Here is a 15,105-nt window from a genome sequence, read left to right as displayed (position 1 = left end):
CTAGAATGGGATGTGGGCCAGAAACAGAGCTACACTGATATTGATTGGGTCGCACGGTTGCCGACCCGTTATCCCGGTAATGATAGATTGAATGGCAGGTGTATTGGAACGATCCCATGCGTGACGCGGCATATTCGAGCGAGGCGATAGTATTTTTTGAGGATGGGGTGGTCTCCAAAGAGATGACCTATTCCGAATTTGAAGCCATCCTGGACGGGGTGGTGGGTATGGATGACTTTGCCGGTGATACCCTAAAGGCCGCATTTGTGGTGGTTAACGGCCGCCTCAAAGTCACGGCTGCGGTGTTGTTCAGAATTGGGTTCGATCGCCAGGGCTACGCCGACCGCAGCTGGAATCTGCCGTTGCGTCATTTGGCTGACACCGGTGGCAGTGGCCCTGATTTGGGTGCGGGTGCAATTAAGCTGGCTTGCAAATCCCAGTGCTCGGTGTCCTGGCATTCATCATCGCTGTGGGATCCAGATATGTCCCCTAAGTCCAACACCTTTGTCCGTCTGCGTGATGCCATTGCCGAAAATCGTATGTGCCTGCCGTCCAGCGGTGAGCCCGACCCACCGCTTATTCAACCCCAGTCTCAGTCTGTGCCGCCCAATTGGGGGATGCCGAACCAGCAGCAGCGCGCAGCGCCTCCACAGCAGGATTGGCGTCGTAATGATGAAGCTCTGATCAACGCAGGATGGGACAGCGACGACCCCGGCTTGACCGAGAGTCAGTTGGCAGCCCTTGAATCAGAGCATCGTAATAAAATTGCTGCGCTTATAAAACAGCAGCGCCTGCATATCCAGACCCAGAAAAACGAGGCGCAGCAGGAGTTGCAGAAAACTCGCCAAAGCCTGGAGAAGGAATTGGAGTTGGCCCGTCAGGAAGTGCATCGTTTGCGCAGTGAGCACGAGTCGTTGCATGCCCAGAATATCGCTTTGCGCGAGCAGAATGAAGCGCAGCGTAAGCAGATGGAATCCATGAAGCGCTCCCGCGACCTTGAACTGAAAAACGCTCAACAAAGTGAAAAGGCAGAAGTGGCCGCGCTGCGTAAACAGTATGAGGAGGTATTGCAGCAGCGTATTCAGGAGGAAACGGCCAAACTCAAAGAGGATATTGAGCTTCGTAATATGGAATTGATGTATCGGCATGACGTCGCAAAGCAACTGCGCGAAGAGCTGACCCAGTTGCGTAAAGACAAAATCAGATTGGTGCATGAAGGGGGCGACAAGTTTCTGGAGCGACTGGAAGCGTTGGGCGTGAGCTTCATTGCTTTCCATCCTGGGGCTGGCCACGTATCCATTTTGCTGTCCGACATGCCGTCTTATATGGAAAACCCCATAGCGTATGCTGCGGATAAGTGCCTTGTCTCGGAGGAGCATTATCGGAAGTGGCTTAACCATTATCAAAAGCCCGAGTGTCAGGCACCTCTTACCAATGACAAGACATGCTCCTGCCGTATCTCCCGTGTGGATGTGCCCAGCCAGTTCCTGGTGGGGCAGTCCGATCGATGTGATAAGCATAAGCCGAGAACCCTCGGAGACAATGTGGTGAATCTGCGGGTTTGATCTGTCGATAGCCTCGGCACTTTGATAGACTGACGAACTCCTGTTATGGAGTATTCCCCGCCAGATGTTGCCCCATGCCCCTCTCACTGAAACAATAGCCGCTTACGAATCTGAATTGGATCAGCTCCCGGTACTGAGTGCCTTGGGTTTGCGGCACGAGCTTGTCGTTGAGCCTCTGCCTTACAAATTATTTGATGCGTATGGCGTGCAAGTGGACTTGGTTCGGGCTGATCAGCTGCACCCGGTGATCTCTGGCAACAAATGGTACAAGCTGAAATACAACCTGTTGGAAGCGCAGCGGCAGGGCTGTCATGAGCTGCTCTCCTTTGGCGGTGTCTGGTCCAACCATCTTCACGCGTTGGCTTGTCTGGCTGCTGCGCTCAAGATTTCCGCTGTCGGGGTGGTAAGAGGCGAAGAGCATGATGTCGCCACAAACCCCATGCTGCTGGAGGCTGCGCGACAGGGTATGACATTTGAATTTGTATCCCGTCAGCGATTTCGGCAGCTGCGTGATGATCCTTTCGCCATGGCCTCGGTTGGCCGCTACCTCATCCCTGAAGGGGGCGATAATCCATTGGGGGTGCTGGGTGCAGCATCGATGGTTCATTGTCTGCGGTGTGATGTTTCCCGTTACACTCATGGGGCTGTTGCGGTGGGAACCGGTTGTACCTATGCAGGATTGCGGTTAGGGCTGCCTTCCCAGGTAAAATTGCTGGGGGTTTCCGCGCTGAAAGGCGCTTGGATGCAGCGGGCTATTGCCGAGAAAATGACCCAGCTGAACGTGCCTGAGGCCTCTTGGCTGCTCAGCACACAACACCATCGCGGTGGATTTGCTGCGGTGGATGAAAGCCTGTTGAGTTTTATAACTGAATTTAGAGACAATACCGGTGTGGCACTGGAACCGGTCTATACCGGCAAGGCCATGCTGGCGTTAATTGATTTTATACAACAGCAGATTATTCCCAGCGGAAGTCGCGTGTTATTTATACACAGCGGTGGCCTGCAGGGACTTCGCGGATTCAAACCGCCTTTAGAACCCAATCCGGACATTCCAGATGAGTAATGGCATGCAGACAAAAGATTCCTTTCGTAACATAGGCCTGATCGGGCGGCCCGGAGTTAATCAGCAGGTGGAAGAAACCCTGCTGGCGCTGATTGCTTACTTGGATAATAGAAACATACGGGTCATTCTAGACGAAGCAACTTCCGTCAATATCGCCGCAGATGGTCATCAGAGAGCCAATCGAAAGCTGCTGGGGGAAACCTGCGATCTGGTGATTGTGGTGGGTGGCGATGGCTGTTTGCTGGGTGCCGCCAGGGATCTGGCGCGCTATAAAGTGCCCCTGCTGGGCGTGAACAGAGGGCGGCTTGGGTTCCTTACTGACATTCATCCCGGTGAAATTGAACATCGAATGGATGAAGTTTTACGGGGTGAATACAGCATAGAGCATCGTTTTTTGCTGGAGGCCCAGATCAGGCGCAACGGTAAAATGATGGGGGAGAGCGCAGCCCTGAATGATGTGGTCTTCCACTCGGGGAATTCGGTTAAGATGCTGGAGTTTGAGCTGTATATCGATGGTGACTTTGTTTATCGTCAGCGCTCAGATGGCTTGATTATGTCCACACCCACCGGCTCTACAGCCTACGCTTTGTCAGGTGGTGGCCCCATCATGCATCCGCGGCTGGATGCGATTGTGTTGGTGCCGATGTTTCCCCATACGCTCAGTAGCCGCCCCATTGTGATTGATGGCAACAGCGAAATTAAGATCCTGGTCTCTCAATCCAACGATTTTAAGCCGCTGCTCAATTGCGATGGCCAGGGTGGCCAGGTGGTGGAGCCCGGTGATTGGCTTTATATCCGCAAACGCTCCCATCCGCTGAAATTGTTGCACCCCAAAACGCACAGTTTTTACGAAGCCTGTCGTTCTAAGTTGGGTTGGAGTGAAGTTCTTTGATCGCAGATGATTCTGCCCTTGACGGCTACGACATCATTGGTGATGTGCATGGCTGTGCCGACGCTTTGGTTCGCCTGTTGCGAAAGCTTGAATATCGCGAGCAGAATGGCGTGTGGCACCATCCTGCCCGCAAGGCTGTTTTTGTCGGAGACATCATCGATCGGGGCCCTCAGATCCGCCACGCCATGAACATGGTGCGTCGGATGGTGGATAGTGGCAGTGCCTACATGGTGCTGGGTAATCATGAGTTCAATGCTGTCGCCTACTCCAGCCACTGTCATCACGCAGTACCGCCCCCGTTACAACGCTATTATCGTCGCTTGGGCAGCCATCTTAAAACCACATTGGATGACTACCGTTTTCACCTGCATGAGTGGCAGGATCTGATTGTGTGGTTGCGACAGCTGCCTATCTTTCTTGAGTTTACTCATTTTCGTGTGGTGCATGCCTGTTGGGATGCGCGGCGAATTGCCCAGGCAGCAGATTGCCATCAAGGTTGTGTACTTAAAGACGATGATTTTTTGGCGCAGAGCTTATTGCCGGCCACCGAGCCGAATCGAGTGGTGGAGCGCTTACTCAAGGGAACCGAGATGGAGTTGCCAGCAGGGCGCAGCTTGCTGGGCGCCGATGGCGTGAGGCGAACCCGTTTTCGCACCAAGTTCTGGAGTCGATCTCCGCAGACATACGGCGATGTAGTGTTTCAGCCCGACGGGTTGCCTGATGAGCTGGTGCATCAACCACTATCGGCTGATGAACAAAAGCGTCTTCTGAGGTATGGTAGTGATCAGAAGGCGCTCTTTGTGGGGCATTACTGGTGCCAGGGAAAGCCCCGTATTATTCGCGATAACATCGCCTGCCTGGATTACAGTGCCGTTAAAGGCGGCCTGCTGGTCGCGTACCGAATGGGGCGTGAACACACTTTGAGCAATGAGCAATTCGTTTGGGTGCAGAGTGATTGAGCCTGGGGACGAACCCCGTTTTTTCTCCTACACTTACTGGCAATTAAGTTCCAACATAAAAAGGCAAAGCCTGATATGCAGCTGAAGGGGAAGACGTCTGCTTTGATTTTGTGGGTGCTGATGACGCTGGCCAGCGTGTTTATCAGCGCTTGGGTGCATCGCTTGGTGACACACACACCATCGAATCAGGAAGCGGAGCTGATCAAGCGTAATTTCGATGTGATCGTGACAGGTCTTCAGGGGCAGCTTAGTTGGTTGGCTCGTAACCCTCAGCTGAAACTGGAAGAGTTGCCTACAGGTGTCGATGTTCGCTTGGTTTTTGATCGGCAGGATGTGCTTGAGTACCAAACCTCCCTGAGCGATAACGAAACAAGCGAAAGCCTGTTAGCGAATCTGATCAACTTTCTTAAAGTGCCACGACAGACAAACGAAGGCGTCACCTATTGGCGCGATAAAGTAATGCTGATGGTTGTTGAAGAGCAGGGAGACGTGCGATCGATTTCAGCAAGCTTTGTCGGCGACTGGTTGTTGGGAATATCTGAAACCCTGGATTATCAACTGAACCTGAGTGCAGGAAACATCAGCGATACCATCGGCAATGATGGTTCTGCCATCATAATGTTACCTTCTATGATAGGTAAGCCAGTCTACGTTGCTGTCAGTCCGCTGCACTCTGCGGGAGGGGGGGCTTATTTATGGTGGTTGTCTACCTTGATCAGCGCGGCTGTATCCGGTGTGTTGGTGTGGACGCTTTATTATCGTCCCATTTGGAAGCGGCTGAATGAAATGCTGGTGCAATCACGCCAGATCATGAAGTCCGGTAATTTCAAACAACGATTGGCCTACAAAGGTAAAGATGAAATTGCGGACATGGCTGTGCAGGTCAATGCCATTCTCAGTTCGTTGGAATATTGCTATAACCTGATGGCAAAGACTAACCTCATCACCACCGAGTTGCTGCAGAAAGTAGATCTTCAGGTGTCGGCTGAGTTCGATTCTGTGATGACCGAAGAGGGTGAGTTAAAGTCCTCTCTGGATGTGGTGTCACGCCTTAGCGAAGCATTCGAAACCAATGCGCTGGATGTGTTCGTTCAGCCGGTGTTTTCGTCAGATCGCAAAACCGTTACCGGGTATGAAGCGCTGGCCCGTTGGATGGATCCGGAAATTGGCATGGTGGCTCCGGCCGAATTCGTGTCGATGTGCGAAAAAGCCGGGTTGCTGGATATCATGACTGATTTAATGTTGGCCAATGCTTTTCGCGCTCTGCGAACCCTGCAGGAGAAGCACGGTAAAGAGCTGGTGGTATCCATTAACCTCAGTTCTGGCCAATTCTTCTCACCGGCATTGATGACAGCATTGTGTGAGTTGTCGGACGAAGACAGTAAGTTGCTGCGCTGTTTGGAGTTTGAAATCAGAGAAGCCACCATTACCCACGATTTTGATCAAGCGTTAGTGCTCATCAAACGCATGAAAGACAAGGGCGTCAGAATCTGTATTGATGACTATGGTTTGAGTCGTTACTCCCTGATGTATCTGCAGCGGCTACCGGTTGATACGATCAAGCTGTCTGCCGCCTTTACAGAACGCCTGGCCTGGGAGCAGCGAGAGACGGCATTTATTGATGGCATCGCCCGGTTTGCCGCAGGTCTTGGCGTCAGGGTTATTGTAAAGACTATCGAAACCGAGGCTCAGCTGGACGTGTTAGGCCACAATTTGCCTGTTGAATATCAAGGGGTTGCAGTTGGTGCTACAGTGCCTGTGGAAGTAGCGCTGCAGAGCTAAATATTCCTGTTTGCTGTGATATAATGGCGCTCCGTTTAGCTACCTGATTCGTTGCAGTTATGGACTTTGAAACACTGATTAACTCGATCACCCCCGAAACATATGATGCCTTGGTGCGTGCGCTTGAGCTGGGTAAGTGGGCCGATGGTAACCGCCTTACTCAGGAGCAGAAGGAGCACGTGATGCAGGCCATCATTGCTTACGGTGAAAAGAATTTAAGTGAGGATCAGCGTGTCGGTTTTATTGATCGTGGCAGCAAGGACGAGGGTGAAATGTGTGACGATAACACCCACGAGCACCAGCCGGTTAAATTCCTGCAGTAGAGCAGTCTTTCACCAGCGGAACTTGTCCCAGTTTTGCGGATTGGCCCAGAATCGTGGATTGAGCCAGTCCGGCACAGGCTTATAGGTCCTCAGGTTAAACAGGTAGTAGTTGTGTCGGTCAGTGGTCGCGCAACGCACAAAACCCAGAGCCAGGCATTCTGTATCGCTCAAGCCACTTCTATCTTCGTTTCCCAACTCCAGTAATACTCTTGCGGCAAGTTGATCGCGGCACTTCGCAATCAGTCCATTCTGACATTGCTGACCCTGTTTAAGCGTTGCCTCAGACAGCCATACCAGATCAAATCGATCCTGAAACGTGGGCTCCATCAGTTGATCTGCGGTGACATGATGGAGTGAGCATGATGGCTTGCCTTCGGTTGTTCCCGGCGCGACGTCCACACAGAGTACATTGCTAAGTTGCTCTGACTGAATCAGAGCGGTCAAAGGGGCCGGCAACGCCATAGCTTTCCTCGTTAAATCGTCGTTAAGTTGTGAAATTCATCTTGCTCATACATACTGCAGAACAAAACTTCATTTCACAAGCAATACGGAGTTTGCTCCTGCGTTGCTTCTCAGTTCAGGGTCAGTCAGCATGAAAGAAAACAACACGCCAAAAACCATCCGACTGTCAGAATACCAAGCCCCCAACTATCTGATCGATACAGTACATTTGGATGTGCGTATATATGAGCATTACACCGATGTGATTTCACATTTGGCGGTACGCGCTAACCCTGATGTGCCCACTGCCAGTGGGCAGCCACTGGAGCTGGTAGGTGTAGAGCTTGAGTTGCTGGGCATTGAGCAGGATGGAGCAACCTTGGCGCTGGATCATTTCCGCATAGATGGTGAAGTACTCACCATCAAAGATGTACCCGATCAGTTCACGTTGCTGATCATGACCCGTATTCATCCTAAACAGAACACTTCTCTGGAAGGGTTGTACGTTTCCAAGGGCATGTATTGTACTCAATGTGAAGCAGAAGGCTTTCGCAAGATAACCTATTATCTGGATCGGCCTGATGTTATGTCGCGTTTTACCACGCGGGTAGAGGCTCCCAAGCAAGCCTACCCAGTGCTGCTGTCCAACGGTAACCCTGTGGAGCGGGGCGACCTCGACGATGGACGTCATTACGTTATCTGGGAGGATCCGTTCAAAAAGCCCTGCTATCTGTTTGCTCTTGTCGCAGGGGATTTGTCCGTCGTGGAAGATCACTTCACCACCAGTAGTGGGCGAGATGTATTGTTGCAGCTGTATGTGGAGCCTCACGATCTCGACAAATGCGAGCATGCCATGGATTCTCTCAAGCGCTCCATGGCCTGGGATGAGGAAGTCTATGGTCGTGAGTACGATCTGGATATATACATGATCGTTGCCGTATCTCACTTCAATATGGGGGCGATGGAAAACAAAGGCCTCAATATCTTCAACACATCATGCGTGCTTGCCAATGCTAAAACCACTACGGATATGGGTTTTCAGCGGGTGGAAAGTGTGATCGCCCACGAGTATTTCCACAATTGGTCTGGCAACCGGGTTACCTGTCGCGATTGGTTTCAACTCAGTCTTAAAGAGGGTTTCACGGTATTTCGTGATCAACAGTTCTCGGCTGATATGGGGTCAGAAACGGTTAACCGGATCGATGATGTCAACATGCTGAAGACCGTGCAGTTCGCCGAAGACTCCGGCCCTATGTCCCACCCTGTGCGCCCGGACAGTTATATCGAGATCAATAATTTCTACACCACTACCGTTTATGAGAAAGGTGCTGAAGTTGTGCGCATGATTCATCGGCTCATGGGCAAAGATGGTTTTCGCAAAGGATCTGATCTGTATTTCGAACGCCATGATGGCCAAGCCGTGACCTGTGATGACTTTGTCCAAGCGATGGAGGATGCCAATGGCGTGGATTTGACCCTGTTTCGTCGTTGGTATTCTCAAGCGGGAACCCCTCATCTCAAGGTGACCAGCGAATACGTCAGTGATCAAAATCAGTTCTCGATAACCTTCGAACAAACCACGCTGCCAACGCCGGGGCAACCTGAGAAACTCCCTCTGCACATCCCCGTAGCAATAGGGTTGCTGGGTGCAGATGGCAAAGATCTGGCGCTGCAATTAAGCGACGGCACAGTGTTGGACCCGCTCAATCCGGTTTTGGAATTGAAACAGGCCAAGCAGACGTTTCGTTTTAATGGCATCAAGGAGCAACCGGTGGCATCTGTTCTGCGCGGGTTTTCTGCTCCGGTAAAACTGTTCTATGAGCAGGAGAGAGCAGAGCTTGCGTTTCTTATGTCCCATGATAGCGATGGTTTCAATCGCTGGAACGCGTCACAGCGGTTGACTGTTGAAGTCTTGCTGGATTTGATGAGCGCCTATCAGGAGCAGAAGCCTCTGTATGTGGATAGCTTACTGCTTGAATCTTTCCGCGCGTTGTTGGCCGACGAATCCCTCGATCAGGCCATGGTGGCGAAGATGTTGGAATTGCCTACAGAGCAGTTCTTGGCAGAGTTGTTGCCAAAGCCTGTGCAGGTGGATGCGATCCATCATGCCAGAGAGGGGCTAAAGCGTGAGCTGGCCTGCGGGCTTCGGCAGGAGTTGCAGCAGGTGATTAACCGCTGCCATATGGACCCAGAATATCACTATAACGTTGATGCTGTTGCCAAACGCAGCCTGCGTAATGTGTGCCTGGCCTATGTCATGACTCTGGCTGATGATGAGGCAACTGAGCTTTGCCTTAGCCAGTATCGTGAAGCCGGCAATATGACGGATCAACTGGCAGCATTTCGTGCATTGGCTCACTCTGAGCGCAGTGAAAAAACACAGGTTATTGCCGATTTTTATCAGCAGTGGTCGAGCGAGGCGCTGGTGGTGGATCAATGGTTTATGGTTCAGGCAAGTTCTCCGCAGCCTGATGCATTGGATAATGTGCAAGCGTTGATGCAGCACGAAGCCTTTGAGATGACCAGTCCCAATAAAATTCGCGCATTGATCGGAGCGTTCTGCAACAACAACCCGGTTAACTTTCATCGCTTAGACGGTGCCGGTTACGCATTTTTGGCTGATCAGATCATCGCACTGAATAACATTAACCCTCAGGTAGCGTCCAGAATGTCGACAATCCTCACCCGCTGGGCGAATTATGATCGGGTAAGAGCGGATCTGATCAAAGCTCAATTGACGCGAATAAAAGCAGAAAAATTGTCGCCAGATGTATATGAAATAGTCAGCAAAGCACTTAATCAGTAGATATACGGAGTGTTTAAGTGTTTTGGTAATAAACATAAGACTGCTTGTTCTTATCAAGAATAAGTATTTGTTATGAAGTGCTCGATTGGTTATTTTATGGCGGCCTCAAACAGGGCCGCTTTGTCAAAAATGCGTCGAAATAAGGACAATTTCCATTATTTCAGCTTAACTTATTAAAAATATGATTATTATCGCCTGGAGTACTGAATGACTCTTTGCTATATGGGCGAATTTTTTATCACAGTGCGAATTTAATTGGGCCGACTCTCGGCTAGACGGTGTATTGGGAATGTTGATGAGAACATGTGGGCTTGTTCTGGCCTCAGTCTACGTATTGTTTACCGCTGTGGTGGCGAATGCTCAGCCTGTTGCATTACCCGAAGGCCTAACCCCATACGGAGCCGAACAGAAAGGTAATGCCGCAGGTACTATTCCCGCTTGGGATGGCGGTATGGCAGCCAATAACGCGCCCCCACCCAAGCAGCTGGAAAATCCGTTTCGCGATGAGAAGCCCCTGTTTGTTATTACCGCGGCTAACAAATCCCAGCACCTGGATCAGCTAACGGTTGGGCAGGTTGCCTTACTGGAGCGGTATCCCGACAGCTATCGAATCCCTGTTTATCCAAGCCACCGCACAGCGGCAGCACCGCAGTGGGTTTACGACAATATTGCCCGCAACCATCAACATGCGAAACTGGTTAACGCAGGCAACGGTATCGAACAGGCCTACGGCGGAGTCGCGTTTCCGGTGCCTGTTGATCAGGATGGACAGGTTAACGCGCTGAAAATTATCTGGAATCACCTTACCCGCTGGCGAGGTATTCATATTAAGGCAGACTTATCGGAAGCGCCGGTGCATGCAAATGGCAGCTATTCCTTGGTCACTGCCTCCCACGAAGCGTATTTCGTTTACTACGATCGCGATAAAACCGCTGATAGCCTTGATAATAAGCTTTCCTACTTTCTTGCCTTTATAAAACAACCCAGCCGCCTGGCAGGTGGTGGATTGTTAGTGCATGAAACCATTGATCGTATCAAAGAACCCCGTGCAGCTTGGGTGTATAACTCGGGTACTCGAAGGGTCAGGCGAGCCCCCTCGGTTGAGTACGATATGCCAGTCCCAAGTGCAGATAACCTGATCACTGCAGATGAAGTGGATATGTTTAATGGCGCACTCGATCGTTATAACTGGAGCTTCGTGGGTAAACAGGAAATTTACATACCCTACAATAACTTTGATTTGAGCAATGCCACTAAAGATGATAAGGCGCTGCTGCATAAGGGACATATAAACCCGGACTTGACTCGGTATGAATTGCATCGAGTATGGGTGGTGGAAGGCACGGTAAAAGAAGGCGTACGACATTTGTATACTAAACGCCGTTTCTACATAGATGAAGACAGCTGGAGCATCGTACAAGCCGATCAGTATGACGCTCGTGGCAAGCTATGGCGCGTAAGCCTTTCGTATTTAGTGAACTATTATCACGTACCGGTCACATGGTCGGCCGCATCAGCAAATTATGATCTGGAATCAGGTCGTTATTTTGCAGGCTATCTCGATAGCGCCAATGGCATAGGCATTCAATTTGGTGACGATTCGCCGGGAGATGGCTATTTCAGCCCTCAGTCCCTGCGGCGAATGGGGCGCTGAATGGCCAATTTGGCTGCGTATTTTGGACAGTACGCATAGCTTGAGTAAATGATGGCCGGATAACATGGTTTAATAGGTTCAACCAATAGCAGGCAGTCAATATTGATATGTGGGTCAGTAACAACATGGGTTATTCAATTATAAAAACAGTCGCCAGTTCTCTGGCTGTATGGGTTTTATCAACCGGCATCGCTTCAGCATCAGACTATGAAAAAAATCTGAACATGCGGGCTGCCATTCCTTCCGCGAAGGCAGCGCAGTCACTGTTGACGGACGTGTGCGTGGAGGGCGATAAGGTAGTGGCCGTGGGTGACTGGGGGCATATCCTGATTTCGCTTGATAATGGGGAAAGTTGGAACCAAGCCAATGTGCCCGTACAAAACTTACTGACAGCGGTAGACTTTGTCGGAACTCAGCACGGTTGGGCCGTTGGGCACGAAGGTGTGATTCTGCATTCTTCGGATGGTGGCAATAATTGGCAGCTTCAATACGCCAACCCCCATAGAGTGCTATCTGATGAGGAGATGGATCAACTAACTGACGATCAGTTTGCCAAGTTACCTCAAGCAGGCTCCCCATTGCTGGATGTGTGGTTTCGTGATGAGAACACAGGTTTCGCAGTCGGAGCATACGGTATGTTTCTCGGAACCCAGGATGCTGGCAAAACGTGGGTTGATGTTTCTTCCAGAATCGAAAACATTGATGGTTGGCATTTGAATGCTATTGAAGCCAACGGCGATGGCGTGGTGTATATCGCTGGGGAAAAGGGCATATTGTTCCGCTCTGATGACGGCGGTGATAATTGGATAACACTGACCAGCCCTTATGGTGGCTCCTATTTTGGTGCCATGACCGGTGCTGGCAACGATGACATATATGTTTTCGGGCTGCAGGGTAATAGCTTTAAATCCTCTGACCGTGGGGCAACCTGGGTCAGGTCCAAATCTAAAAACACCAATGGGCTTATGGATGGTGTTGTGATAGGGAGCAAAAGCGTAGTTATGGTGGGCAACTCCGGTGTGATACTGACGAGTAAAGATGGTGGCCTTAATTTTTCTATGCAAATAACCCCATCTCGAGAATCGATTCTTGCCATAGAACGCTTGGCAAATGGCAAGCTCATATTGGTTGGGCAGGGAGGGGTACAGCTAGCTGCCCCTGATTTGAAGTAACTCCGAATTTCTGATTTAAGTTAAGGTCCGTTATGTCAACTAAAAACAGTTCCTTCCTCGAAGAATCGATCTTCAAGATACGCCCGATTCTTTTGATTGCGTTTGCAGTACTGACTGCATTTTTCGCCTATGAAGCATCCCGTGTAAAACTCAGCACCGAGTTCGAAAAAATGGTGCCGTTAAAGCACGAGTTTATTCAAAACCTGCTTAAACACAAAGACGAACTAAGCCTGGGTAATGATATCCGTATTGTCGTAGAGGCAAAAAACGGAGATATCTTCACCGACGAATTCTTACAGGCGTTGCGTCAGATTACCGACGAAATTTTTTATTTTGATGGGGTGGATAAAGCTAAGATCCAGTCTTTATGGACGCCCAACGTACGTTGGATGGAAGTTACTGAAGACGGTTTCCGGGGCGGAGAGATCATACCTCCGACTTACGATGGTTCTGCTGAGTTGCTAGAGCAAGTGCAGAATAACGTATTGCGGTCCGGGCAGGTTGGCCGACTGGTGGCAGATGATTTCCGTTCTGCAATCATCTATGTTCCGTTGCTCGATCAATCTGGGGCCAATAAGAAGCTGGACTATAAAAAATTCTCCATGGCACTGGAACAAGATATTCGCAATAAGTTTCAGTCTGAGCACGTGAATATCCGAATTGTGGGCTTTGCGAAAAAGATTGGAGATCTGATTGAAGGCGCAACAGGTGTGGCGCTGTTCTTTGTCATTGCTATTGGTATTACTTTTGTTCTGCTGTTGCTGGATTCCAAATGCATTCGCAGTACTTCCATCGTTATATTTTGTTCGGTTGTGGCGGTGATCTGGCAGGTTGGGATCCTCACCTTGCTGGGTAAGGGTATTGATCCTTACTCAATGCTTGTGCCATTCCTGATTTTCGCTATTGGGGTGAGCCACGGCGTGCAGCTGATTAATGAGTTTGCCGTTGAATCGCATCGAGTCAACTTCAAGTTGGAAGCGGCACGCCTCACGTTTCGTGCACTCTACATTCCGGCATTGTTGGCGCTGGTCAGTGATGCAATAGGTTTTATGACGCTGTGGACTATTGAAATACATGTAATTCAGGATCTTGCCGTTTCTGCTGCGCTGGGTGTGTTTGCGCTGATACTCACTAACCTGTTGATGATTCCTGTTCTGTTGTCTTATGCGGGAGCCAGTCCGGCAGCGATTAATGCAATGAATAAAAAGTTGCATGCCAAACACGTTATTTGGTCAAAAGTTGCCAAATTCGCTACACCTAAAGTGGCTACGGTATCGGTGATTATTGCTGCAGTCGGTGCTGGTGCCGGTTTGTATATCAGTAAAGATTTGCGAATCGGGGATTTGGATGCGGGTGCTCCTGAACTGTGGCCTGATTCGCGCTATAACCTGGATGATAAATACGTTAACGATCATTACTCCGTGAGTGCCGATGTGTTGGTGGTTATGGTGGAAACGCCTGCGGATTCTTGTACCAAATCTGCCGCAATGGAGAAAATGGATCGCTTTATGTGGCACATGGAGAACGTGGAAGGGGTGCAGTCTGCGTTGTCGGTGGTGACGGTATCGAAACGGGTAATAACGGGCTTTAATGAAGGCAACTGGAAATGGGCTGCGCTGACCCGAGTGCAGGATATTATCAATAACTCGGTGCAAACAGTGCCGGGTGGATTAGTGAACACGAACTGCAGTCTTGCACCGGTGATCATATTCCTGGATGACCATAAAGCCGAAACATTGGATCGTTCTGTTGCAGCAGTGCAGGAGTTTGCCGCAGCAGAGAATGATCCGGACGTGGCGACATTCGTGTTGGCATCCGGCAACGCCGGTGTTGAGGCGGCCACCAACGAAACCATTGAACACGCTCAGAACATGATGAAAATTCTGGTGTACGGTGTGGTCTCCATTCTCTGCCTTATCGCATTCCGCTCCATTCGTGCGGTGATTTGTATAATCGTACCGCTGGCGTTGACTTCGATCCTCTGCCAGGCATTGATGACTATTCTGGGCATTGGCGTAAAAGTTGCCACTTTGCCGGTTATTGCCTTGGGTGTTGGTATCGGTGTGGATTACGGTATCTATATTTACTCTCGATTAAAGGGCTTTATGGAAGAAGGCTTGGAATTGGAGCAGGCTTATTTTGAAACCCTAAAAGTCACAGGTAAGGCGGTGTGCTTTACCGGTTTAACCCTGGCGATTGGCGTGGGTACCTGGATCTTCTCTGACATTAAATTCCAGGCCAATATGGGTGTGTTGCTCACCTTTATGTTCTTGTGGAACATGGTTGGAGCCATTTGGCTGTTGCCAGCACTGGCGAACTTCCTTATTCGTGGCAGGATTCCAAAGAAAGGTTGATATGATATAACGATCAGAAATGTGGTTTGAAATAGTAAAAAGGCCTGAGCTATCGCTCGGGCCTTTTTACATCATGGGGCTTGGTTTCATAGTT

The 15,105-nt window shown here is 50.2% G+C and carries 11 protein-coding genes; 10 read left to right on the top strand and 1 reads right to left on the bottom strand.

Annotated features, from left to right (window positions below; all coding sequences use genetic code 11):
* The first annotated feature begins 116 nt into the window (after window positions 1-116).
* The 6 genes from Kalk_RS03295 (at window position 117) to Kalk_RS03270 (ending at window position 6,584) form a co-directional block, all read left to right on the top strand.
* Window positions 117-1,565 (top strand): hypothetical protein, encoded by a 1,449-nt coding sequence (locus Kalk_RS03295; protein ID WP_101892844.1) that lies wholly within the window; start codon window positions 117-119, stop codon window positions 1,563-1,565.
* 64 nt (window positions 1,566-1,629) lie between these two features.
* Window positions 1,630-2,628, top strand: coding sequence for a 1-aminocyclopropane-1-carboxylate deaminase/D-cysteine desulfhydrase (locus Kalk_RS03290; protein WP_101892843.1), 999 nt, complete (start codon window positions 1,630-1,632; stop codon window positions 2,626-2,628).
* A gap of 4 nt (window positions 2,629-2,632) precedes the next feature.
* Window positions 2,633-3,520, top strand: a complete 888-nt coding sequence (locus Kalk_RS03285) for an NAD(+) kinase (RefSeq protein WP_101896199.1) — start codon at window positions 2,633-2,635, stop codon at window positions 3,518-3,520.
* Window positions 3,517-4,479 (top strand): metallophosphoesterase, encoded by a 963-nt coding sequence (locus Kalk_RS03280; protein ID WP_233716801.1) that lies wholly within the window; start codon window positions 3,517-3,519, stop codon window positions 4,477-4,479. The genes Kalk_RS03285 and Kalk_RS03280 overlap by 4 nt, the downstream gene beginning before the upstream one ends.
* A 75-nt stretch (window positions 4,480-4,554) precedes the next feature.
* Complete coding sequence (locus tag Kalk_RS03275; protein ID WP_101892842.1) at window positions 4,555-6,261, top strand: EAL domain-containing protein; 1,707 nt, start codon at window positions 4,555-4,557, stop codon at window positions 6,259-6,261.
* 59 nt (window positions 6,262-6,320) lie between these two features.
* Window positions 6,321-6,584: a YeaC family protein gene (locus Kalk_RS03270; protein ID WP_101892841.1), complete on the top strand. Its 264-nt coding sequence runs from the start codon at window positions 6,321-6,323 to the stop codon at window positions 6,582-6,584.
* 9 nt (window positions 6,585-6,593) lie between these two features.
* Here Kalk_RS03270 and Kalk_RS03265 read toward each other — a convergent pair whose 3' ends face one another.
* Complete coding sequence (locus Kalk_RS03265; RefSeq protein ID WP_101892840.1) at window positions 6,594-7,046, bottom strand: DUF6231 family protein; 453 nt, start codon at window positions 7,044-7,046, stop codon at window positions 6,594-6,596.
* Window positions 7,047-7,176: 130 nt separating this feature from the next.
* Between Kalk_RS03265 and pepN the strand changes: the two genes are divergently transcribed.
* The 4 genes from pepN (at window position 7,177) to Kalk_RS03245 (ending at window position 15,011) form a co-directional block, all read left to right on the top strand.
* Window positions 7,177-9,831 carry an aminopeptidase N gene (gene pepN, locus Kalk_RS03260; protein WP_101892839.1) on the top strand — a complete coding sequence of 885 codons (2,655 nt, stop codon included), beginning with the start codon at window positions 7,177-7,179 and terminating at the stop codon, window positions 9,829-9,831.
* A 289-nt stretch (window positions 9,832-10,120) separates the two neighbouring features.
* Window positions 10,121-11,485, top strand: coding sequence for a DUF1329 domain-containing protein (locus Kalk_RS03255; RefSeq protein WP_199768005.1), 1,365 nt, complete (start codon window positions 10,121-10,123; stop codon window positions 11,483-11,485).
* A 125-nt stretch (window positions 11,486-11,610) separates the two neighbouring features.
* A complete protein-coding gene (locus Kalk_RS03250) occupies window positions 11,611-12,657 on the top strand; it encodes a WD40/YVTN/BNR-like repeat-containing protein (RefSeq protein WP_158643287.1) in 1,047 nt (348 codons plus the stop codon).
* Window positions 12,658-12,689: 32 nt separating this feature from the next.
* Window positions 12,690-15,011, top strand: coding sequence for an efflux RND transporter permease subunit (locus Kalk_RS03245; RefSeq protein ID WP_101892837.1), 2,322 nt, complete (start codon window positions 12,690-12,692; stop codon window positions 15,009-15,011).
* Window positions 15,012-15,105: the final 94 nt, after the last annotated feature.

The sequence above is a fragment of the Ketobacter alkanivorans genome (assembly GCF_002863865.1).
GTDB lineage: Bacteria > Pseudomonadota > Gammaproteobacteria > Pseudomonadales > Ketobacteraceae > Ketobacter > Ketobacter alkanivorans.
The sequence above is the reverse complement of the archived record's forward strand: the minus strand, read 5'-3'. Positions and strand labels throughout refer to the sequence as shown.

Excerpts from the sequence above, each read along its gene's own strand:
- pepN (WP_101892839.1), top strand. The coding sequence starts at position 7,177 with ATGAAAGAAAACAACACGCCAAAAACCATCCGACTGTCAGAATACCAA.
- Kalk_RS03270 (WP_101892841.1), top strand. The coding sequence starts at position 6,321 with ATGGACTTTGAAACACTGATTAACTCGATCACCCCCGAAACATATGAT.
- Kalk_RS03265 (WP_101892840.1), bottom strand. The coding sequence starts at position 7,046 with ATGGCGTTGCCGGCCCCTTTGACCGCTCTGATTCAGTCAGAGCAACTT.
- Kalk_RS03275 (WP_101892842.1), top strand. The coding sequence starts at position 4,555 with ATGCAGCTGAAGGGGAAGACGTCTGCTTTGATTTTGTGGGTGCTGATG.
- Kalk_RS03245 (WP_101892837.1), top strand. The coding sequence starts at position 12,690 with ATGTCAACTAAAAACAGTTCCTTCCTCGAAGAATCGATCTTCAAGATA.
- Kalk_RS03285 (WP_101896199.1), top strand. The coding sequence starts at position 2,633 with ATGCAGACAAAAGATTCCTTTCGTAACATAGGCCTGATCGGGCGGCCC.
- Kalk_RS03255 (WP_199768005.1), top strand. The coding sequence starts at position 10,121 with ATGTTGATGAGAACATGTGGGCTTGTTCTGGCCTCAGTCTACGTATTG.
- Kalk_RS03295 (WP_101892844.1), top strand. The coding sequence starts at position 117 with ATGCGTGACGCGGCATATTCGAGCGAGGCGATAGTATTTTTTGAGGAT.
- Kalk_RS03290 (WP_101892843.1), top strand. The coding sequence starts at position 1,630 with ATGTTGCCCCATGCCCCTCTCACTGAAACAATAGCCGCTTACGAATCT.
- Kalk_RS03250 (WP_158643287.1), top strand. The coding sequence starts at position 11,611 with ATGGGTTATTCAATTATAAAAACAGTCGCCAGTTCTCTGGCTGTATGG.